The organism is Flavobacterium sp. LM4, from assembly GCF_002017935.1.
Lineage (GTDB): Bacteria > Bacteroidota > Bacteroidia > Flavobacteriales > Flavobacteriaceae > Flavobacterium > Flavobacterium chungangense.
Genome location: NZ_MUFW01000001.1, coordinates 2,099,945 through 2,121,435, shown reverse-complemented (window position 1 = coordinate 2,121,435; position 21,491 = coordinate 2,099,945). Strand labels below are relative to the sequence as shown.

General features: G+C 34.3%; 20 protein-coding genes. 8 read left to right on the top strand and 12 right to left on the bottom strand.

The features are described from left to right. Positions 1-41: 41 nt before the first annotated feature. Positions 42-938 carry a GLPGLI family protein gene (locus tag BXU10_RS09525; RefSeq protein WP_078227125.1) on the bottom strand — a complete coding sequence of 299 codons (897 nt, stop codon included), beginning with the start codon at positions 936-938 and terminating at the stop codon, positions 42-44. Between the two features lie 233 nt (positions 939-1,171). Between BXU10_RS09525 and BXU10_RS09520 the strand changes: the two genes are divergently transcribed. Next, a complete protein-coding gene (locus tag BXU10_RS09520; protein ID WP_078227958.1) occupies positions 1,172-1,987 on the top strand; it encodes a hypothetical protein in 816 nt (271 codons plus the stop codon). Next, positions 1,987-2,601, top strand: a complete 615-nt coding sequence (locus BXU10_RS09515; RefSeq protein WP_031454292.1) for a deoxynucleoside kinase — start codon at positions 1,987-1,989, stop codon at positions 2,599-2,601. The genes BXU10_RS09520 and BXU10_RS09515 overlap by 1 nt, the downstream gene beginning before the upstream one ends. 61 nt (positions 2,602-2,662) lie before the next feature. Here the strand turns inward: BXU10_RS09515 and BXU10_RS09510 are convergent, their stop codons facing one another. The 10 genes from BXU10_RS09510 to BXU10_RS09470 all read right to left on the bottom strand — a co-directional run bounded on the left by BXU10_RS09510 (position 2,663) and on the right by BXU10_RS09470 (position 15,729). Continuing rightward, positions 2,663-3,145 carry a hypothetical protein gene (locus tag BXU10_RS09510; RefSeq protein WP_078227124.1) on the bottom strand — a complete coding sequence of 161 codons (483 nt, stop codon included), beginning with the start codon at positions 3,143-3,145 and terminating at the stop codon, positions 2,663-2,665. 160 nt (positions 3,146-3,305) lie between these two features. Then, a complete protein-coding gene (locus tag BXU10_RS09505; protein WP_078227123.1) occupies positions 3,306-4,073 on the bottom strand; it encodes a hypothetical protein in 768 nt (255 codons plus the stop codon). Beyond that, positions 4,070-5,641 (bottom strand): hypothetical protein, encoded by a 1,572-nt coding sequence (locus BXU10_RS09500; RefSeq protein WP_078227122.1) that lies wholly within the window; start codon positions 5,639-5,641, stop codon positions 4,070-4,072. Before BXU10_RS09500 ends, BXU10_RS09505 begins: the two co-directional genes overlap by 4 nt. Before the next feature lie 2 nt (positions 5,642-5,643). After that, complete coding sequence (locus BXU10_RS24980) at positions 5,644-5,814, bottom strand: hypothetical protein (protein WP_189328073.1); 171 nt, start codon at positions 5,812-5,814, stop codon at positions 5,644-5,646. 18 nt (positions 5,815-5,832) lie between these two features. Next, entirely contained in the window at positions 5,833-7,641 is a 1,809-nt protein-coding gene (locus BXU10_RS09495) for a type VI secretion system Vgr family protein (RefSeq protein WP_078227121.1), read from the bottom strand. 252 nt (positions 7,642-7,893) lie between these two features. Then, entirely contained in the window at positions 7,894-10,467 is a 2,574-nt protein-coding gene (locus tag BXU10_RS09490) for a sodium-translocating pyrophosphatase (protein ID WP_078227120.1), read from the bottom strand. 108 nt (positions 10,468-10,575) lie between these two features. Continuing rightward, positions 10,576-11,106 carry an inorganic diphosphatase gene (locus BXU10_RS09485; protein WP_078227119.1) on the bottom strand — a complete coding sequence of 177 codons (531 nt, stop codon included), beginning with the start codon at positions 11,104-11,106 and terminating at the stop codon, positions 10,576-10,578. Between the two features lie 212 nt (positions 11,107-11,318). Continuing rightward, the gene (locus BXU10_RS09480; RefSeq protein ID WP_078227118.1) at positions 11,319-11,918 is read right to left on the bottom strand and encodes a DNA-3-methyladenine glycosylase; all 600 of its coding nucleotides are present in this window, start codon (positions 11,916-11,918) and stop codon (positions 11,319-11,321) included. Between the two features lie 262 nt (positions 11,919-12,180). Further along, positions 12,181-14,682, bottom strand: coding sequence for a DUF5686 family protein (locus BXU10_RS09475; RefSeq protein ID WP_078227117.1), 2,502 nt, complete (start codon positions 14,680-14,682; stop codon positions 12,181-12,183). 69 nt (positions 14,683-14,751) lie between these two features. After that, on the bottom strand, positions 14,752-15,729 hold the full coding sequence (locus tag BXU10_RS09470) for a pyruvate dehydrogenase complex E1 component subunit beta (protein WP_031454284.1): 978 nt from the start codon (positions 15,727-15,729) through the stop codon (positions 14,752-14,754). 536 nt (positions 15,730-16,265) lie between these two features. Here BXU10_RS09470 and BXU10_RS09465 point away from each other — a divergent pair. The 4 genes from BXU10_RS09465 (at position 16,266) to BXU10_RS09450 (ending at position 19,887) form a co-directional block, all read left to right on the top strand. Continuing rightward, positions 16,266-17,012 carry an electron transfer flavoprotein subunit beta/FixA family protein gene (locus tag BXU10_RS09465; protein WP_078227116.1) on the top strand — a complete coding sequence of 249 codons (747 nt, stop codon included), beginning with the start codon at positions 16,266-16,268 and terminating at the stop codon, positions 17,010-17,012. A gap of 150 nt (positions 17,013-17,162) precedes the next feature. Next, entirely contained in the window at positions 17,163-18,131 is a 969-nt protein-coding gene (locus BXU10_RS09460) for an electron transfer flavoprotein subunit alpha/FixB family protein (RefSeq protein WP_078227957.1), read from the top strand. A gap of 162 nt (positions 18,132-18,293) precedes the next feature. Beyond that, the gene (locus BXU10_RS09455) at positions 18,294-18,917 is read left to right on the top strand and encodes a bifunctional nuclease family protein (protein ID WP_031454281.1); all 624 of its coding nucleotides are present in this window, start codon (positions 18,294-18,296) and stop codon (positions 18,915-18,917) included. Positions 18,918-19,035: 118 nt separating this feature from the next. Then, positions 19,036-19,887 carry a thymidylate synthase gene (locus BXU10_RS09450; RefSeq protein WP_031454280.1) on the top strand — a complete coding sequence of 284 codons (852 nt, stop codon included), beginning with the start codon at positions 19,036-19,038 and terminating at the stop codon, positions 19,885-19,887. Between the two features lie 38 nt (positions 19,888-19,925). Here BXU10_RS09450 and BXU10_RS09445 read toward each other — a convergent pair whose 3' ends face one another. Beyond that, positions 19,926-20,222 carry an isoamylase early set domain-containing protein gene (locus tag BXU10_RS09445; RefSeq protein ID WP_078227115.1) on the bottom strand — a complete coding sequence of 99 codons (297 nt, stop codon included), beginning with the start codon at positions 20,220-20,222 and terminating at the stop codon, positions 19,926-19,928. A 238-nt stretch (positions 20,223-20,460) separates the two neighbouring features. On the opposite strand from BXU10_RS09445, the gene BXU10_RS09440 reads away from it, so the two are divergent. Together BXU10_RS09440 and BXU10_RS09435 are read left to right on the top strand one after the other, a co-directional pair. Further along, positions 20,461-20,805, top strand: coding sequence for a 2TM domain-containing protein (locus BXU10_RS09440; RefSeq protein WP_078227114.1), 345 nt, complete (start codon positions 20,461-20,463; stop codon positions 20,803-20,805). Between the two features lie 12 nt (positions 20,806-20,817). Further along, positions 20,818-21,300 carry a dihydrofolate reductase gene (locus BXU10_RS09435; RefSeq protein WP_078227113.1) on the top strand — a complete coding sequence of 161 codons (483 nt, stop codon included), beginning with the start codon at positions 20,818-20,820 and terminating at the stop codon, positions 21,298-21,300. Positions 21,301-21,491 lie beyond the last annotated feature (191 nt).

Sequence of the window (21,491 nt, the reverse complement as noted above, 5' to 3'; positions counted from 1 at the left end):
AAAAAATGATTAGGATAAATAAATTTTAAGATTTAGAAGTTTTATCTTCCCATTGGCGGTGGTCCTCCGGCACGTCCACGATTCATTTCTCTAAACTCTTTCATTTTTTTTACTACTGTTTCATCATATTCTTTCTGAGAAATTTCTTTTCCTTTTGTCGGTTCTTTTATGTCAGCCTTTTCTTTGGCATTCAAAACAATTTTTGAACATAAAATGGTTGTCGTTCCATCATTAACCTCTAAAATCAGACCAGGTAGTCCCCAATAATTTTCAGGCCCCTGATTAATTGGAATTTCTGGCGAATACCAGGCTGTTACAACTATTTCATTTGGAATTTCAAAATTGTCTTCGAAGTTGGTTTTCTTATCTGTAGATTCTTTTTTATCATTCTTATCATTCACCTCTTTATCGTCTTCCTTTTTAGGTTTCAAATTTCTAAAATCGGTTTTACTGGCTTCTTTTACTGCAGTTGCTTTATAACAATTATAACCACCAATTTGTTTGGTTTCAGATTCTAATTTCCAGTTTAATTTTGGCAGCGAATCTTTGACCAAAAATTCTTTTCCCATAAACTCTTTATCAACCGTATAGGTTTTATTTTTTACATCTTTATAAAAAGTACCTCCACCGCCCATCATTGAGCTTATCATCATTCTCATTCCACTGCCTTGTTGTCCCGGAGCCTCTAATTTTTCTTCTTCTTTGTAAATAGACGCCGCTTTATTGAAGTTTAAAATAAATGTCTTTTCCAGCATTTTTTTCATCCTTTCTTCCATGTTTTTTTGCATTTCGGGGGTAATGTCACGATTGCCGCGCATTCCTTCAAATTTTGGTGCCTGGGTTTTTGACTCGTAAACGGCCATTCCCTGAAAATCTTTCTGAGCCTGTACCTGACTAAAAGCAAGTACTAAAAGCAAATAATATGATAATTTTTTCATTGTTCTTTTTTTTAAAATTGGGTAAATCCGATAAAACTTACATTCAAATGTATTACTATTTTTAAAATGCGGAAAATTAAATATATCAATACTGATAAGGTATAGACAAAATTGCCTATTAATTAGACTATTAGATTCAGGAAACGTTTAAAATCAAATATTGCCTAAAAATCAATTTTAAACCTCCTAATACTGTAGTTTTTTGTAATTTGGCTTTCAGAAAACCAATTGAAATGAGAAAAACTGCACGCAAAATTTTATGTATACTTTTTATTGCCTGTAATTTCTCTTTTGTCTTAGCTCAAAATCAGAAGATAGCTTCAACACCGGATTCACATTTTACTATTGATGCTGACGTTTTTTTAGGCTATGATTCTTTTGGATTTTCGTATCAGATCAAAGACAATGTTTTCAGCAAAATAAAAGGAGAGGAATTCTTTGAGTACAAAAATGTTTCGTTGGGAAAAATCACCAGAGCAGATATTGTGAATCCGCTTAAAATAGTTTTGTATTACGAGGATTTTAACAGTGTCGTTTTGCTGGATAATCAGTTGAATAAAATTACAGAAATCAATTTTTCTCAAAATAATATTCCTATCGTGGTTACGGCAATTGGCATGTCAACCCAAAATCAATTATGGATTTTTAATTCGCTGAATCAACAAATTGGTCTTTTTGATTATTTAAAAAACGAATACAAAACAGTTTCCACTCCTTTAACGGAAAATATCCAATTTTACCAAACCGATTTTAATACTTTTTATTGGATTGATGAAAAAAACAATTGGTTCTCCTGTGATATATTTGGCAAAACAACCTCTTTAGGAAAAGTTTCTGACTTTGATAAAATACTGATTTTAAGCCCTAACCAATATATTTTCACCAAAGCTGGTTTATTGTATTTTAAAGACATTCATAAGGATGGATCTGAAACCGTTTCTGAAATTGGAATTCCTGAAAAATCATTAAACAAATTCTATTACAAAGACCAAATTTTATCTATTTTTACAGCCAAAGAAATTACCAATTATAAAATCGTAATACCGTAATGCACATAGCAATAGCAGGAAATATAGGCGCAGGAAAAACAACTTTAACTAAATTACTGGCCAAGCATTTTAAATGGGAACCCCATTATGAAGATGTTGTTGATAACCCGTATCTGGATGATTTTTACCATCAGATGGAACGCTGGTCATTTAATTTGCAGATTTATTTCTTAAACAGCAGATTCCGTCAGGTGCAGCAAATTCGTGAAAGCGGAAAAAAAATCATTCAGGACAGAACGATTTACGAAGATGCTTATATTTTTGCTCCCAACTTGTATTCTATGGGATTAATGACAAGCCGTGATTTTGAAAATTATACATCCTTATTTGAATTAATGGAATCATTGGTTAAAGCTCCTGATTTATTGATTTATTTAAGAAGTTCTATACCAAATTTGGTGGGACAGATTCACAAACGCGGACGCGATTACGAAAACTCTATTTCAATTGATTACTTAAGCCGACTAAACGAAAGATACGAAGCCTGGGTTCAGACGTACACAAAAGGGAAACTATTGATTATTGATGTTGACAATATTAATTTTGTTGACAATCCTGAAGATTTAGGAAACATCATTAACCGAATTGATGCTGAATTGAATGGATTGTTTTAGGAATATATTCTTTAAAAACATAAAATGCCTCTGAAATTTCAGAGGCATTTTTATATTCATTTTATTGCTCTTGCCAATAATCAACATCCGGTGTATTTAATAGCTCTTTGCCTTTCTCCCATTTAGGAAATATAAAGCCTTTGGGAAGAGAATATTTTGAAACTAAAAATTTTCTGCTAATCGTATCAAATTTCGCAGCACGAAAACGCATAATTTCTTCTTGTTTATTTAGCCCGGAAATCCAAATGTGACCAAATAAATAAGGCAAATCTTTCTCTTCTTTTTCTAATCCAATAACAATACGATTGTAATGTTCCACACTCCTTGTTTTAGGATTTATATATGGTTTATTAAAAAGTTCTTCAGAATTATTAGGTAAAACTATGTCTGCTTCAAACCGTTGTTTATTATCCTTTGTACTTCTTTGAACGAATATATGAACTGGAAATTTATTTTTATATTTTTTACTATTATTACGAGCATCAAATGTTTTCTTCCATTCTAATGTCGCAAAACTAGTTTTATCAGAATTGCTGGAAACCAAAGATTCATCTTTTGAATATCAAGTTATTCTACTTGCGCTTTGCAATTGGCAAATAACAAAAGAGCCATTAGTAATGTTATTGTTTTCATAGTACAGGTATATAATGTACAGGTTTCTGCATTGCTTTGCTGTTCGCAACCACGCATTGAAAACTATTCTTTTAGTTTTTTAGCGTTTTGTCTGCTACTATAATTCTTTCTATGGGGTTGTGATTGTATGTATCTGCATGCCATATCCTATCGCCTTCAAATTCTATTTGATACAGTATCTCACCCGTCATAGCATCTAATTTGATGATTTCCCAAGTTGATTTATTAGTAGTTTTTTGAGTATCTAAAATTAATTGCCAATATTTTTTTTCTTTTCCTTCTTGTGCTATTTCCGCGCCATAATATATATCTTCTCTTACTAAAGGTGATTTTCGCTCAAGAATATAGGCAATTACTTTTTCATAACTAAAATCCCAGCCTTGATTGTGGTCTACTGTTTTTTCAAGTTTTCCCTCTTTGTCAAAAAAGTATTCTTTACCAATTAATATCCTTGTATTGAATGAAGACATAATACATTTTCTTTCAATGAACTTGTTTGTATAATAGCTTTTACCAATTATATAATATGAACCTTTAGCTGTAAATGAAAAGCCGAAACCTCTTAATGCTGTTGAACCTGTTAAAAAAGTCACACCTTCAATTCCGTCTTTCCTATAATCATAAAAATCAAATTCAATCACATTTTTTTTATCATCAATTTCTTTCTTTTTAATTAAGCCCTCTTTATAATCTTCTAGATTTAGTTTTTCAAATTCTGGAGTGATGCTTGGTCGTTCCATAGTATTGTTATTTAGTGTTTTTGTAGCAGTTTTGTTTTCTACTTGCGCTTTGCAACTGGCAAATAGCACAAGAGCCATTAGTAAAGTTGTTGTTCTCATGGTGTGGGTATATAATGTGGCGGTTCTGCAGTGGCTTTGCTGTTTGCAACTACACATTGCCAATGGTACAAAAAGTATTGTGCACTCCACGGTCCATAATCCATCAAATTACGGGTCGTTTTTTCTTTAAAAGAATGCTTGCCGTTTCTTTGTGGATTTGTTTCGCTGTTATATATTGGATTGATGTGATTTTTACTTTCCCAGGTATGTGGTAATTTTAGAGAATGGTATACTTCATGGGCAGAAGCGGTAAGGTCTGCACCATTTAGCATCACAATATTTTTTGGTTCACTTCCGCTGGTAAAACCGCCAAGAGAAAATCCTGCTGGAGGTCCTTGAGTATTGTTCGCGTCAATATAAAAACCACCTTGTGGCAAGTAAAAAATTCTCATGTAATTGTCATATTTGTTTCCAACTCCTGCTTTTGCCTTTAGTTTGGTGTATAAATAGTCATCTAAATCTTTCCAGCCTCTGGGCACAGTAGCACCGTGCAAATGGTAGCATTTTAATCTTCCGCCAACTACAAATTTACTATTAAAATCATCACGAATAATTGTATTTATACCTGCTATATCACTCAAATCTAAAGTCTCCAAACTAAAAACGGGATCAATGAGCGATTGACGCAAATATTTTCTAATGATGGTTTTTTGCCCAGCTTCTGTTACGCCTGGTACTAAAAAACCTTCTTCTTTTGTTGTTGGAGTAGAATCAATATCGGTTATTACATTAACAAGTACTATTTTTTTTATTTTTCGTTTACTGGCATCGTTGGGCAAAACTTTGAGTACTCCTGCCAGTTTTCTAACTTTGCTGGTATTTGCAGGGTCAGGGTGCGCCATGATGGTGTAGGCTTTAATTTCTTTGTAAGCCGTTGCAAAAGTTTTTTTGCATTTTATTTGTATGTCCATCGTGTTAAAAGTACTTGCACCCGTTACTGTTTTGGTTATTTGCAACTGTTTCATTCGGTCTTCTGGTCGCGCAGGTGCATTGGTTGCTGGTACATTGGTTGCTGGTACATTGGTTGCTGGTGTCGCAAGAAGTGATGGCACAACAGGTGCTGTGCCTGTGAATACTGTAATATCAAAAAATTCATTTTCAAATTCAAGTATCAACTCCTCTGGGGCAACTATAACTTCAATTTGCAATTGCAAAATTGCAACAGCATCTACATTTTCATTTTCATTTTTATAAATCGATAGTTTAGGTTCTAAATAATCAATACTTGCACCTGAGGCATCTAACCTATTCAATGAGGTAAACTTTCGATATTCGCTTATTAGTTTTTCATACAAATCTTTAACACCATTGCGGTTCGTATCTCTTGTATCTCCCACAAATGGGCTGGCAACTGTATTGTTGTTGTACGTTCCTAAAATAGTTTGGTAATCTACATCGCCAGCAAGGCTGGTTTGTCCAAGATTGGTTCCGCTACCTGTTCTCATCCAATCAAACATAAATTCACCTTTCCAGGCTGGGGTAGGTCTAAACATCACTGTTGCTTGCGCATCAATTACGCCTGCGGGTGGGACTACAAACCTTGGGCTATTAAATTCTACATTTGCCATATCTATTTTTTATTGCCTTTGATTTGGACTTTTTTATTTGAAGTCAAATTCAAATTTTCTTCTGTAGCTACTATTTCAATCTTTTCGGCTGTTTCCAGAAAGATTTTACTTTCACTAATGTAGTTCCCTTTAATCCTAACATATAAATTCTTTGCGGTTTTATTTATTGCCATAAAATGATTTTTTAAAGATTAAAACATATTTGATTTTTCTGCACTGTTTACTTCAACAGTTTTTTGACTACTTTCCAAAAGCATATTTTCTTTAGTACTAAAGACACTTACTTTCTCTCCATGTTGAGTAGATTCTAATGAACTTCGAATATGTTTTTGTTCAATAATCTCCGTTTTATTATTAGCACTTTCAGTAAAATCTCCAGCAGCTGTTTGAGAAATATCGTGACCCGCTGTTTGAGAAATATCTTTATTTGCAGAATTATCAATATTTTCTCCTGCACTTAACGATATATTCTTACCCGCAGTAACAGTAAAATTATCTCCGGCATTAACTGTAAAATTCTTTGGCGCATTCACATCAATATTTCCCTGACCATCCATTTTCCAGGTATTGCCACTCGGATCTTCAATCAAAATACTTCCTTCACCGTCGTTCAAAATAAATTTGATTCCTGAACGCGTGTGAATCGCCTTTACATTATTCTGACCGTCTGCATAACCGCTGGTAGCACTTCCATTATACTGCGTTCCTAAAACATACGGATTCTGTGCATTGCTTCCTTCAAAGCCTACTAAAACCTCTTCACCGATTTCGGGAATAAAGTAAAATCCTTTTCCTGAGCCTGAGTGTGGCTGTATCATTCGAAGCCACTCGCTTGAATTGTTTCCGCCTGCCCAGTTGAATTGTACTTTTACACGCCCTAATCCTTCCGGATCGTTGTTGTCTTTTACCTTCGCGGGCTGTGTTTCTGCTTTCGCAAATACATGTACGTCTGTAAAATGTGGTGCTGCAACATCTGCCGGAATAGCTTTGAAATTACAGGCATAGTTTCCATGGACCTGTGAAATATGTGTTACTTCTGTCACAATAAGTTCGTGCTCTACAGTTTGGTTTATGATGCTGAAAACCTGTCCAAGTCCTAACGGAAAATAAGAGGTTCCGCTGTAGTAGACACTATTGGCGTCGCTGCCTGCTGTTTGCAGTTTGACCATTTCTTCGATTTCCTCACTGCTTTGGGCATTGGTCGTGTAAGCTCCATTATTAAGGTCGTTTTGGGTAACAGTTCCCTGATTGTGTCCCACAACGGCAGAGAAACTGTCTTTGCTTCCTGAGGATGTTCTTGCTGCCGAATTACGAATATTGGCTGCACCATTGTAATCATACCCTCCCAAAGAAATTTTATGGGAAGCCATATTGGTCTGGATTTTAAAACCATGCAGCGAAGATCCGTTGATGAGTTTTATTTTACTGGTTTTGGTTTGTCCAAATTGCATTCGCATTCCGTCAAAATAAAACCATTGGCCGTAACGTCTGGCCAATCGTTTTAAGAAATCAAAATTGGTTTCATTGTATTGAGCCATGTATTTGAACTCCTGAAGATAGGTGGATTTTATAGCATCTCTTTCGTAAAACTCTCCAGGACCTTCTGCTAAAATATCCAATACGATATTATCCATCCCTCTTTGCTGGTAGGTTCTTGATTTTTTCATGTCGTCCAGAACGATAGTATGGCTAATACCTTTTACATGTAAACCTTCGGCGCTTCCGTGAAGATCTACAGAGGAGAGTTCTGTTATGATTCCTTTGCTCATCAACCGGATTCCGGTGAGGCTTTTAAAGGTAAAGATAACTTCATCTCCAAGATACGTTCGTAAAGCCTTGGCCTGATCTGCCGGATTTATGATCGCCTTGCCTGTATATTGCCACACAAAAGAAAAATGATGGTGATCTGCCATCTTTTGTGACAGTTCTAAATTATGATAAACGACGTTTTGGGTAAAACTCCCTATGCTGATATGTACCTGTTCTGAAAAATGTCCCATAAGTTATTTGGTGATATATTAAGTAAGAATTTGTTTCCAAAAATAACCCTTAAAGTTAATTATCCAAATATATTTCCTAATAATTTATACGGTTTTTTTTACATATTAAAACTACAGCTATCAAACCTAATTTATACTGCAAAAAAAACGCTGTAAAACAAAAATCTTACAGCGTTGACAGTTCTATGAATTCAAACTTTATATTTAGTATGCTCAATAATTTTCTATAATCATTTATATTTCAAAAAAAAATTATTTGGCAGCTTCAATTTTTGCTTTTACCTCCGCTTCACTTCCTTCAAAAACTTCAGTAGTTGTTTTGCCATTTTCTGTTTTTGTTAAAGTTCCTGTAGTAACTCCGTTTACGGTAGCCAAATTAACTTCAACACGTTTTTTATCATATTTACTGGTATCAAAACAATCTGTTTTTTGATGAACGTATTTTCCGTTTGCATCAAAATGAGCCAGGCATTTTGCAGTTTCTTCTTCAGAGCAGCCTTTTTCTTTACACATTTTAATACATTCTTCTTTGGTCATGCCAGACAGATCTCCACATTTAGAAACTCCACCTGCATGCATTTCAGTCTTCATGCAACACTTCATTTCTTTAGGAGGCAATCCACAATGCGGAATATTTGTTTGAGAAGAATGACCATCACCCAAGATAGGCGCAACCACCAAACCAATCAAACAAGTTAATTTGATCAGGATATTCATTGAAGGCCCTGAAGTATCTTTAAACGGATCACCAACAGTATCTCCGGTTACTGCTGCTTTATGAGCATCAGAACCTTTATAAGTCATTTCGCCGTTGATCATTACTCCTGCTTCAAAAGATTTTTTCGCATTATCCCAAGCACCTCCTGCGTTGTTCTGAAAAACAGCCCAAAGCACTCCTGAAACGGTAACTCCAGCCATATATCCTCCCAACATTTCTGCAATTAACTGATTATTGTCTATATAAACCAATTTTCCTAAAAGTACAATGGCAATTGGGAAACCAATTGTTAAAACTCCAGGAAGCATCATTTCGCGTAAAGCGGCTTTTGTAGAAATTTCAACACATTTTCCGTATTCCGGTTTTCCGGTTCCTTCCATAATTCCCGGAATTTCCTTAAACTGGCGACGCACTTCGTAAACCATATCCATCGCTGCTTTTCCAACAGAATTCATCGCTAAAGCGGAGAAAACAACCGGAATCATTCCACCGACAAACAACATGGCTAAAACTGGCGCTTTGAAGATGTTGATTCCGTCAATTCCTGTAAACGTTACATAAGCTGCAAATAAGGCCAATGAAGTCAAAGCTGCGGAAGCAATTGCAAATCCTTTTCCTGTTGCAGCAGTTGTGTTTCCTACAGAATCTAAAATATCTGTTCTGGTACGAACTTCTTTTGGCAGTTCACTCATCTCTGCGATTCCTCCCGCATTATCTGAAATTGGTCCGAACGCATCTATTGCCAATTGCATAGCCGTTGTTGCCATCATTGCAGATGCGGCTAAAGCAACTCCATAAAATCCAGCCAAAGCATACGAAATCCAGATTGCTGCAGCAAACAAAATTACGGTTGGAAAAGTAGAAATCATTCCCGTTGCTAAACCAGCAATTACATTAGTTCCGGCTCCGGTAGATGATTTCTGAACAATCGCTAATACTGGTTTTGTCCCTAATCCTGTATAATATTCTGTTACGGATGAAATGGCTCCACCAACCACTAATCCGACCAATGTTGCGTAAAAAACACGCATTGATGAAATGTCTTTAGAACCTTCTCCAAAAAAACTCATTTGCATTGTTTCGGGCAACATGTATTGTACTAAAAAGTAGCAGGCGATCGCGGTTAAAACAATTGAAATCCAGTTTCCTATATTTAATGCTTTCTGTACTTGTGCTTCTTTTGCATTGTCATCTGATATTTTTACGACTGTAGTTCCAATAATGGAGAATAAGATTCCGAAACCGGCAATTGCCATCGGAAGTAAAATTGGCCCAATTCCACCAAAAGCATCATTGATACTTCCGCCCATATCTTTTATCACATAATTCCCCAAAACCATTGCTGCCAAAACTGTCGCCACGTAAGATCCAAACAAATCAGCTCCCATACCCGCCACGTCTCCTACATTATCTCCCACGTTATCTGCAATTGTGGCCGGATTACGAGGATCATCTTCCGGAATTCCTGCTTCAACTTTACCAACTAAATCAGCCCCAACATCAGCTGCTTTTGTGTAGATTCCGCCTCCAACTCTGGCAAATAATGCAATTGATTCTGCACCAAGTGAAAATCCTGCTAAGGTTTCAAGAACTACGGTCATTGTTTCTGTGTCTTTCCAGACTCCGCCAGAAAACAAATTAAAGAATATGATGAAAAAGGTGGTTAAGCCTAAAACCGCCAAACCTGCAACTCCAAGTCCCATTACGGTTCCGCCTCCAAAAGAAACTTTCAAGGCCTGTGGTAAACTTGTTCTGGCTGCCTGAGTGGTTCTAACGTTTGTTTTGGTTGCGATTTTCATCCCTATGTTACCTGCATAAGCTGAAAATAATGCGCCAAAAATAAATGCAACTACGATTAATAAATGTGTTTTTACACCTGGAATAAAAGTAATTCCTGCCAAAGCTAAGCTTGCAATAATTACGAAGATGGTCAATAGCTTATATTCGGCTTTTAAGAAGGCTAAGGCTCCTTCGTAAATGTAATCTGAAATCTCTTTCATCTTGCCATCGCCGGCATCTTGTTTTAAAACCCAACTCCTTTTTATTCCCATGAAAAGTAATCCTAAAACTGCCATTACTATAGGCAGGTAAATCATAAATGCATTCATATTTTATTGGTTTTGGTTAATAGTCAACAAACTAACAAAACGAATTTAAACAAAAAAGCAATACTCTTAACGGAGTATTGCTTTTTTTACAAAATATGATGCCTGAAATTATTTAATACTAAATAATCCTTCTGGTTTGTTTTCAATTTGATTAAAACGATCTGTACATTCTTTAATAATAGCGAATGCTTCGTTTACGTCTCCCCATCCTTCTACATCTACTTTTTTGTTTTCAAGGTCTTTGTAAACCTGGAAGAAATGCTCGATTTCTTTTAATAAGTGTCCGTTAATGTCAGAAAGGTCGTTTAATGAATTCCAGATTGGATCAGAAACCGGCACACAGATAATTTTTTCATCCGGTCCTTTGTCATCTGCCATGTGGAAAACTCCAATTGGCTTAACTTCTATCACACATCCCGGGAAAGTTGGTTCGTTGATCAAAACCAATACATCAAGAGGGTCACCGTCAAGAGCTAAAGTTTCAGGGATAAATCCGTAATCTGCCGGGTACATCATCGAAGAGAATAACATTCTGTCGAAACGCATTCTTTTGATTTCAAAATCGTACTCATATTTATTTCTGCTTCCTCTTGGTATTTCGATCAATACATCGAAAGTTGTTAGTTTGTCTGCGGTCATTTTCTTTTTTTATTATATCTATAATTTCTTCCCGATGATATTTAAATTTTGGTTGTCAGGAACCCACTTTTATTTCATCGGAATATTTTTTTATTTTTGTGGGTTTCGGTTGCAAAAGTAACCTAAAGAATCCTTTTTTACAATGAAAAAAATACATTAATCTCTATACTTTATTCATTAATTAACATACTTTCCTTTTATATAACAGATAGTTAATATGTAATCTTACGATTTCGCTTATTTAAGTAATAATGCCAAAGCAAATAGGTCGCATAAGACCGATACGGGCTCCATTGTTTCGTATGGATTTCCATTTGCTCTTTGTCATGAATATTCAATAATTCTTTGATCGTATTTATGACTGCAATATCTCCAAGCGGAATTAAATCCGGTTCCTGAAGACAAAACATCAGATAAATATCGATGGTCCAGTTTCCTATGCCTTTTAATCTAATGAGTTCTTCCCGAACTTCTTTTGCCGATTTTGACGCCAGGCTTTCGATATCTAATTCTTTATCTAAAACTGCTTCGGCTAAAATTTTAATGTATTTTGTTTTCTGACGGCTCACACCAAGATTTCTAAATTCTTCATCAGATAAAACCAACATAGTCTGCGGATTACAAGCCGTATATGCTTTAATTTTTAAGAATGTAGCTTTCGCCGAATCTATAGAAACCTGTTGTTCGAGAATTAATAAAACCAAAGTTTCAAAACCCTGAGGCCTTTTGGGAATTGTTGGCAATCCATATTTCTCGATAATATCCTGAAATATTGAATTCTTGGTTAATAAATAATCGATGGCTTCTTGCATAACGTTATTTTTTTAGCCCCGATTACTTCACTTAACTTTCATTTTAATCGGAGTTCAGTGAACTTCGTTTGTAGTGAAAATCCTTTTGTGCCGGGGTTCGGCACAAAAGATTGCAACGAATAGCGGGAATAGCTTCTAAATTAATAAATATTTAAAATCAAACTTAATTTAAAATAAAAAGAGAAATCACACAAGCTCAAATAATGAGTTAATGTGTGATTTCTCCTTCGTCGAAATTGACAAATATTATGTTTCTTATTTATTAGAAATAGAATCCGAAAGATCCTTTTACTGCAAATTTAGCAGCATCCGGCATATTCAAATAATTACCTCTCCATGAAAAATCAATTCTGAAAACTTTAAAGATATTTCCAATTCCGGCATTATATTCCCAATATACTTTTTCCGGGGCATTATAAGGTAATCCTGACGCATTTAAAGCGCGATTTTCATCAGAAATTGTTCCATGAACGGCTCTGATACCTACAAACTCTCTCCAGTTCAGTTTTCTCATAAATGGAATACGGGCAAACAATCTTCCTCCAAAATCATGATTCCATTGCAATGTTGTATACTGATCCGTTACAAATTCATAGAAATTCAGGTTGCTAAATGTATTTTCGATTGTAAAATACGTTTGGTTCCCCGGAATTACACTCATTAATCCTAACGGAATGGCACCAAAAGTCTTTCCCGTTTCAAGGGTAATATTTGTTCTTCCTAATGGTCCTATAATAATGGGCTGCCTATAAAATAATTGTACTTTTTCATAAGCAAAATCACTATTCATAACTCCTTTAAGTCCATAACTGAAATTCACAAAGAAATGACTGAAAGGACTATCAACAAGATCCCGCTCTACCCCATAACCAATGGTTTTACGATTTGGCATAAACTCGAACTGGATATTGGCCTCAGTTTGTGTCACTTTATTTTCAACCACACCAGAAGGATCCGAAGCAGACGGCAGAACTTTGTAGTAGTCCAAACTAAATGTCTGAGATGCCGATTCTAACGTTCGGTACGAAAAACCTGCTGAAACAATAAAGTTTTTCTTAGCCTCCATTTCAATAGAAACGTTACTCAAATTAATATTGGTTAGTTTTCCGTTGCTTCCAGTTGTAAACAAAGCCGAAGAAGCAAAACTTCTTCCTAAAACATCATTTGTAGTGGTTAAACTCGCGCCTATTTGTTCGATGTCACGCCTGTTTCCTCCGGAAATAATTACTCGGTTTTTCTTATCAACCATCCATTTTCCCGAAACACCGTATTTGAACTTATTATCATCAAAGCCATAGGCAGTGTAGGCTTGTATACGCCAAGGATCATTTGGGCCAAAATATGTTCTTCCTCCAACTCTTAATCGTAAACCTTCGACTTCATTATAACCAAAGGTTGAAAAGATAGGTCCGTAATCAAAGTTTTTAAATTCGACATAACCACTTCCTAAAATGGAAACTAAACTATAAAGCTGTTTAAATTTCTTGACTGTCTGTAAAGTATCGAGCATTTTATAAATACCCTGCTCATCTTTGTTTAGCTTTTCAAAACGATTTTCTTCCCAAAATTCATCCGGTCGTTGATAAACAGCGTTGTCTATAAAATTGACTTCTTCTTTATAAAATTTTTCCGGTTTTTGAATGTTGAATTTATGATTGCGATACAAAGTCGTTCGTTTTCCATAAACTCCTTTTGATTTTTCCTTTTTGTTTAAAGCAAAATCAGACATCATATAGTCACGTGTCAAAAGAAAAACCGAGTCGTTTTCAACTTCAAATTCCTGTTCGATATAAATATCTTTTACCCAGTTAATATTAGCACTTTTAGTAACGCCCATATTAATTTTCTTAATGGCAAAAGTTGTGTCGTTTACCCAGAAATCTCCCTTAAAAGTTAATTCGTTTTTACGTCTTGGATAAAAAACAATATTATAACACCATTTTTTGTCTATAAAAGCACTGTCTTTCAGTACGTAATTATAAACATCTATTCCTGTTTTCGAAAGTGGGCTTGTAAAACTCTTATCAAAAAATTTAAGGTGATTATCGTAAATATTATAGTCCGAATAAAGATCTTTTACAAAAGACAAAATCTGCTGATTCCCATTGAATCCGGACATTTTGTTTCCTGTAATGTTTTCCTTTACTTTTTTTAATTTATTATCCCCGTAAACGTCATAAACAGATTCGTTGATAAAAATTGGTAAATAGGTTTTTCCGGTAACATCAGAAGTATCCACATGCTTGAAAACAAACTCCATTCCTTTAAAAAGTTTATTTTTCATAAAAGCACTATCAATAGTGTTCATGTCAAATTCGACTTTTTCGTACTTCTGCATTTGATATTGATTGAATTGGTAGAGACCGTTTTTACGTTTTCTTTCCCATATTTTTCTCAAAATATCCAATGCCGGATTATTCTTTTTTGATGTTTTCCCTGTAAAAATGACAACTTCACTAAGTGCCTCGGGCTCGTTTAAAACAATCTTAAAATCATAGTTTACAGCTTTTTCTAAAGGAATTTCTTTATCTGAAAATCCTGCCGAAGTAACCAGTAAAGCAGTATAAGTATTTGGCGATTCTAAATAAAAACGACCATCTTCATTTGAAACGATACCCGTATTTGAACCCTTGAAAACAACATTTGCAAACGGAATAGGCTGATTGGATTTGTCCATAACAATTCCACTCACTTTAGTTTGCGCTAAAGCATTATTTGCAAAAGCAAATACAAAAAACAGACTAAGGAAAATTATTCTTTTCATATTACGGCAAAAAAAAACTTCATCAATGAACTATGACTGATGAAGTTTTTATGAATTTTGTATGTATTATTATTTGTACATTACTTTTTTCACTGCTTTTACTACATCAGCTGCATTTGGCAGCCAGTCTTTTAGTAAAACAGGAGAGTAAGGTGCTGGTGTATCAGCTGTTGTAATACGCTGAATTGGCGCATCAAGAAAGTCAAAAGCCTGCTCTTGTACAATATAGGTGATTTCAGATGAAATGCTGGCAAATGGCCAGGCTTCTTCTAAGATAACCAAACGATTTGTTTTTTTAACTGATTTTAAGATCGCTTCATTATCCATTGGACGAACGGTTCTTAAATCGATGATCTCACAAGAGATTCCTTCTTTGGCTAATTCATCAGCAGCAATAAAAGCTTCTTTGATAATTTTTCCAAAAGAAACAATCGTAACATCTTTTCCTTCACGTTTAACATCGGCAACTCCTAACGGAATTGTATATTCTCCGTCCGGCACTTCTCCTTTATCACCATACATTTGCTCAGATTCCATGAAGATTACTGGATCATTATCACGGATAGCTGATTTCAAAAGTCCTTTAGCATCGTAAGGTGTCGAAGGAACTACAACTTTAAGTCCCGGAGTGTTAGCAAACCAGTTTTCTAAAGCCTGAGAGTGAGTTGCTCCTAATTGACCTGCAGAAGCAGTTGGTCCACGAAAAACGATAGGCACATTAAATTGTCCACCTGTCATTTGACGCATTTTAGCAGCGTTATTTATAATTTGATCAATACCAACTAAACAGAAGTTGAAAGTCATATATTCTACAATTGGTCGGTTACCATTCATTGCAGAACCTACTGCAATTCCTGTAAAACCAAGTTCAGCAATTGGAGTATCAATTACTCTTTTTTCGCCAAATTCAGCAAGCATCCCTTTTGAAGCTTTGTATGCTCCGTTATATTCTGCAACTTCTTCGCCCATTAAATATATGGATTCATCGTGACGCATTTCTTCGCTCATCGCTTCGCAAATGGCCTCTCTAAATTGTATTGTTCTCATAGTTGTATATTATGTTCTTTTTTTCTGATGAGCAAAAATAAATATTTTAAATAACTTAAAAGCATAAATTAAGTCTAAAAAAAAGGAAGATTCTGCATTAATTATAGTTTACTGCTGTTTTCAACCTAAAAAGTACCTTTTCCTTAATTACGAAATCGATTTCTTTATAAAGATTATTCAAATAATTATTTTTTTCAGACAAACTTATTATAATTTGTTGGATTCTTCAATGCTAAAAGTTTCTTTTAAGTAGTGCAATCAAAAGAAGCAGGCTATAATTATACAAAGTTTTAAAAAACGGAAATTACTTTTTAAAAATCACAACTATTTGAAAATTTAATGTTTGCAATAAAAATCTTTCTAAACGGCACTTTTGATTCATTCTAAAATAATGTTTTTAATCTAACACTCTTTATATTTTCCGGTCTTAAGCGAAATCGTAATAGTTTTTAAAAATATTATGCATGCATAGTATAATTATTCCAAATTAAATTCTAAATTTGTAAAAGCATATTATAAATTCAAAATATATACTTATGAAAATACTAGTTTGCATCAGCCATGTGCCTGATACTACTTCAAAAATCAACTTCTCCAATGGTGACTCAGAATTTGATACCAATGGTGTACAATATGTAATTAATCCTAATGACGAGTTTGGTTTAACACGTGCAATTTGGTTTCAGGAACAACAAGGAGCTAACGTAACCGTTGTAAATGTAGGAGGTCCTGATACTGAACCAACTTTACGCAAAGCTTTGGCAATAGGTGCAAACGAAGCGATTCGTATAAATGCAAACCCTACTGACGGATTTTTTGTTGCAAAACAATTGGCCGAAGTAATCAAAAATGGCGGATACGACTTAGTAATTGCAGGTAAAGAATCTTTAGATTATAATGGTGGAATGGTTCCCGGAATGATTGCCGGAATTTTAGGTTCAAACTTCTTAAATTCCTGCACAAGTTTGACTGTTGATGGTAATAACGTAAAAGCAGTTCGTGAAATCGACGGTGGAAAAGAAACTGTAAGCACTACTCTTCCATTAATCATTGGAGGACAAAAAGGCCTTGTTGAAGAAAAAGATCTTCGTATTCCTAACATGAGAGGAATTATGACAGCAAGAACAAAAGCCCTTACGATTCTTGAGCCTGTTGATGCGCCGATAAACACTAAGGCAGTGAAATTTGAAAAACCAGCTCCTAAGTCAGCAGTGAAATTAGTTGCTGCAGATAACTTAGATGAGCTAATCAATTTATTACACAACGAAGCAAAGGTGATTTAAGATATTTTATTGAATGAATTAAGATTAACAATTTTTGATTTCAGATTTAAAATCAAAAATTTAGTTACTCTAAAATCGTTAATCACAAATCTAAAATCGTTAATCACAAATCTAAAATCGTTAATCACAAATCTAAAATCTAAAATTATTATGTCAATACTAATATATGCAGAATCTGCAGAAGGAAAATTTAAAAAAGTAGCTTTTGAATTAGCTTCTTATGCTAAAAAAGTAGCTGAGTCATTAGGCACTACTGTTACGGCTTTGACTGTAAACATCAGTGATGTTAGCGAATTAGCTAAATATGGGGTTGATAAAGTTTTAAAAGTAAACAATGAGAAATTAGCTGGCTTTACAGCGAAAGCTTACGCTGATGTAATTAAACAGGCAGCTCAAAAAGAAGCCACTAAATTAGTTTTGCTTTCTTCAACAACAGACAGTATTTATCTTTCATCATTGGTAGCCGTTTCTTTAGAGGCCGGTTTTGCTTCAAATGTGGTTGGATTACCAGTTAGTACATCTCCTTTTCAGGTAAAAAGAAATGCTTTTTCAAACAAAGCTTTCAACATCACAGAAATTAGCACAGATATTAAGGTTCTTGGACTTGCTAAAAACTCTTACGGAATTTTTGAAAGTACAGAATCTGCAACAGAAGAAGATTTTAATCCTACAATCGGAGATAATGATTTTGGTGTAAAAGTAGAATCTGTCGAAAAAGTAAGCGGTAAAGTATCTATCGCTGATGCTGACATTGTAGTTTCTGGTGGACGCGGATTAAAAGGTCCTGAAAACTGGGGATTAATCGAAGATTTAGCTGCTGTATTGGGAGCTGCAACAGCATGCTCTAAACCAGTTTCTGATTTAGGATGGAGACCTCATAGTGAACACGTTGGACAAACAGGCAAGCCAGTTGCCACAAATTTATATATTGCCGTTGGAATTTCAGGAGCTATCCAGCATATCGCAGGTATCAACTCATCAAAAGTAAAAGTGGTTATAAATAGTGATCCCGAAGCTCCTTTCTTTAAAGTAGCAGATTATGGTATAGTTGGAGACGCATTTGAAATCGTGCCAAATTTAATTGAGAAATTAAAAGCTTTTAAAGCACAGCATTCATAATTTAAAAATCTCTATAAAAATATAGCCACCTAAAAACAAGATAATTGTATCTTTGCTTTAGGTGGCTTTTTTGTTCCATATTTTTTGATTAAAATTGCACCTTTATTTCGAATCAAAAAAAGTATTAAAATGAGGTACTAAGTGCCTTTTTTACAAACATATATGAGTCTAGTAAAACTATCAATAAAAGGAATTTCATACAGTCAAACTCAAAATGGCGCTTATGCCTTAATTTTGAACGAAGTCGATGGCGAAAGAAAATTACCAATTGTTATTGGTGCTTTTGAAGCCCAGTCAATCGCTATTGCATTAGAAAAAGAAATTAAACCTCCTCGCCCATTAACACATGATTTATTCAAAAATTTCGCTGAAAGATTTGATATCGTTGTAAAGCAAGTCATTATTCACAAATTAGTTGACGGTGTCTTTTATTCAAGTTTAATTTGCGAAAGAGATAAAATCGAAGAAATTATTGATGCAAGAACATCTGATGCAATTGCTTTAGCATTGAGGTTTAGCGCTCCAATTTTTACTTATAAAAATATTTTAGATAAAGCAGGAATTTATTTGAAATCGAATACTGCTGACGCTGATCAGGGTTCTCAGGAACTTGATGATGTACTTTCTAATCCCGAAACTTTTGGGCATGAAGAAGAAACCAATCAATCCGGAGATGTTTATGCTAAACACAGTTTACAAGAGCTAAACGAACTTTTAGATCAGGCCGTTTCTCAGGAAGATTATGAAAAAGCAGCAAAAATCAGAGACGAAATTTCAAGAAGATAATTTTAAGGCTATAAGCCATAAGCTTTAGGCAATAAGCTTAAAGCACAAAACATAAAAAAACAAGCTAAAAGCAATTAGGAAAAAGCCTAAAGCTTACGGCTTAAAGCTTAAAGCAATCATGAAACAATACTTAGACCTGGTAAAACACGTTTTAGAAAACGGCAATCAAAAAGGTGACCGAACCGGAACCGGAACTAAAAGCGTCTTTGGCTACCAGATGCGTTTTGATTTAAGCGAAGGCTTTCCAATGGTCACAACCAAAAAATTACACTTAAAGTCAATTATTTATGAATTGCTTTGGTTTTTAAAAGGAGATACTAATATCAAATACCTCCAGGAAAACGGAGTAAAAATATGGGATGCCTGGGCAGACTCAAATGGTGATTTAGGACCGGTTTACGGGCATCAATGGCGCAATTGGAACAGCGAGGAAATCGATCAGATTTCTGAGTTAATTACCGAGTTAAAAACAAATCCAAACAGCCGAAGAATGTTAGTTTCGGCATGGAATCCATCAGTTCTTCCGGATACTAAAAAATCATTTGAGGAAAATGTAGCAAACAATAAAGCTGCCTTACCTCCCTGCCATGCCTTTTTTCAGTTTTATGTAAGCAGTCCGGATCTCGAAAAAGGTGAAACAAAAGGAAAATTATCCTGTCAATTGTACCAACGAAGTGCTGATATCTTTTTAGGCGTTCCTTTTAATATTGCTTCTTATGCTTTATTGACCATGATGATTGCCCAGGTTTGCGATTTAGAATATGGTGAATTTATTCATACTTTTGGTGACGCCCACATTTACAACAATCATTTCGAACAACTGGAATTGCAATTAACACGTGAACCAAAACCATTACCAAAAATGATTTTAAATCCTGAGATTAAAAACATCTTTGATTTTGATTATAATGATTTTACACTTTTAGATTACGAACCACACGCGGGAATAAAAGGAAGTGTTGCTGTATAGTTTTATAAAAAAATCCGCTTAAATTTAAGCGGATTTTTTTATAAAACTAAAACACTATTTTCACTTCCTGCAAAATCATTCCATCTGTATGAATCTGCTTCAGGATCATTCACATACAATCCATCAATTACATACTTAAACTCATAAATAGCATCTTTTACCAAGTCATAAGTAGCTTTAAAAGTTCCGTTTTTTAGTTTACTCAAAGTTCCTTCCTCTATGTTCCAGTTATTAAAATCTCCTACCACAGCTACAGAATCAGCATCTTTGGCATCAATTGAAAATGTAACTTTCACAACTGGTTTAGTTTTTACAAATTGCTTTTTTAAAGACATAACAGTTTCATTTTTAGGTTTATACCTCAAAGTTCGCGAATTCAGTTCAGTAAACAATGCCTATCGATATGATTTATCATTCTGGCAATTAGAAACATTTTTTTTACAATATCCCTATTTTAAAGCCTTAAAATTTTTGAATTCGGATTTATCGCCAATTTTGAAGCAAATATTATTTATTGAAAATAGTGAGTTCTCAAAATAAATTATAACTTTATATTCTAATTTTTAATAATTTATGGAAAAAGAAGTGCACGAACAATACGAATATGCCCGTAAAAGAATTAGACAAAAAAAAGTATTATATTTTCATTTTGTACTTTTTCTGTTAGGAAGTTTATTCTTATTTGTTGCTGATGTTTTTTTTGGATTACGTATTGGTGAAGAAAAAAATTGGTGTATTTGGATCATTACATTATGGTTTTTTATTTTTATTTTGCACTTCATAAAAATTTACATAACCGATAGATTTATGAATAAAAAATGGGAAAGAGAGCAGATCGAACGCTTAGTTTCACTTCAGCAAAAGAGAATCAATCAATTAGAATCTTCCATAAGTGAAACTCTTGAAAATAATATTTAGTTTTAATATACTATGCTTATAATGATAGCGGCCGTTGCCGAAAACAATGCCTTGGGAAAAAAAAACAAATTAGTCTGGCATCTCCCAAATGATTTTAAAAGATTCAAATCTCTTACGACCAATCACCATATTATAATGGGGAGAAAAACTTTTGAAAGTTTCCCGAAACCGTTACCAAACAGGACGCATATTGTAATATCCCGTCAGGAAAATTACAACCCAGGAGGTTGTATTGTGGTTGACAGTATTGAAAAAGCAATTGCACTATGCCCAGAAAACGAAGACTCATATATTATAGGAGGAGGAGAAATTTATACTTTAGGATTACAGTATGCTGATATAATAGAAATAACACGCGTACATCATACTTTTGACGCTGATGCCTTTTTCCCTAAATTTAATGAAAGGGAATGGCAATTGGTAGAATCCGAAGAAAACTTCAAAGATGACACCCATCTTTATGACTATACGTATGAAACGTATATCAAAAAATAAAAAAACATCCTCAATTTCTTGAGGATGTTTTTATTTAAATCCAATGATTAGAGCAATGACCTACTCCTGAAACAATATTTGATAACATAAAATAAAAATTACAAATATTAAAAATACTCCGGAAAGGAATATGATAACATTTGATATTTTTTGAGAGTACATCTCAAAAAAACCCTTAATACCAAATACCA

Excerpts from the sequence above, each read along its gene's own strand:
- BXU10_RS09525 (WP_078227125.1), bottom strand. The coding sequence starts at position 938 with ATGAAAAAATTATCATATTATTTGCTTTTAGTACTTGCTTTTAGTCAG.
- BXU10_RS09520 (WP_078227958.1), top strand. The coding sequence starts at position 1,172 with ATGAGAAAAACTGCACGCAAAATTTTATGTATACTTTTTATTGCCTGT.
- BXU10_RS09515 (WP_031454292.1), top strand. The coding sequence starts at position 1,987 with ATGCACATAGCAATAGCAGGAAATATAGGCGCAGGAAAAACAACTTTA.
- BXU10_RS09505 (WP_078227123.1), bottom strand. The coding sequence starts at position 4,073 with ATGAGAACAACAACTTTACTAATGGCTCTTGTGCTATTTGCCAGTTGC.
- BXU10_RS09500 (WP_078227122.1), bottom strand. The coding sequence starts at position 5,641 with ATGGCAAATGTAGAATTTAATAGCCCAAGGTTTGTAGTCCCACCCGCA.
- BXU10_RS24980 (WP_189328073.1), bottom strand. The coding sequence starts at position 5,814 with ATGGCAATAAATAAAACCGCAAAGAATTTATATGTTAGGATTAAAGGG.
- BXU10_RS09495 (WP_078227121.1), bottom strand. The coding sequence starts at position 7,641 with ATGGGACATTTTTCAGAACAGGTACATATCAGCATAGGGAGTTTTACC.
- BXU10_RS09490 (WP_078227120.1), bottom strand. The coding sequence starts at position 10,467 with ATGAATGCATTTATGATTTACCTGCCTATAGTAATGGCAGTTTTAGGA.
- BXU10_RS09485 (WP_078227119.1), bottom strand. The coding sequence starts at position 11,106 with ATGACCGCAGACAAACTAACAACTTTCGATGTATTGATCGAAATACCA.
- BXU10_RS09480 (WP_078227118.1), bottom strand. The coding sequence starts at position 11,918 with ATGCAAGAAGCCATCGATTATTTATTAACCAAGAATTCAATATTTCAG.
- BXU10_RS09475 (WP_078227117.1), bottom strand. The coding sequence starts at position 14,682 with ATGAAAAGAATAATTTTCCTTAGTCTGTTTTTTGTATTTGCTTTTGCA.
- BXU10_RS09470 (WP_031454284.1), bottom strand. The coding sequence starts at position 15,729 with ATGAGAACAATACAATTTAGAGAGGCCATTTGCGAAGCGATGAGCGAA.
- BXU10_RS09465 (WP_078227116.1), top strand. The coding sequence starts at position 16,266 with ATGAAAATACTAGTTTGCATCAGCCATGTGCCTGATACTACTTCAAAA.
- BXU10_RS09460 (WP_078227957.1), top strand. The coding sequence starts at position 17,163 with ATGTCAATACTAATATATGCAGAATCTGCAGAAGGAAAATTTAAAAAA.
- BXU10_RS09455 (WP_031454281.1), top strand. The coding sequence starts at position 18,294 with ATGAGTCTAGTAAAACTATCAATAAAAGGAATTTCATACAGTCAAACT.
- BXU10_RS09450 (WP_031454280.1), top strand. The coding sequence starts at position 19,036 with ATGAAACAATACTTAGACCTGGTAAAACACGTTTTAGAAAACGGCAAT.
- BXU10_RS09445 (WP_078227115.1), bottom strand. The coding sequence starts at position 20,222 with ATGTCTTTAAAAAAGCAATTTGTAAAAACTAAACCAGTTGTGAAAGTT.
- BXU10_RS09440 (WP_078227114.1), top strand. The coding sequence starts at position 20,461 with ATGGAAAAAGAAGTGCACGAACAATACGAATATGCCCGTAAAAGAATT.
- BXU10_RS09435 (WP_078227113.1), top strand. The coding sequence starts at position 20,818 with ATGCTTATAATGATAGCGGCCGTTGCCGAAAACAATGCCTTGGGAAAA.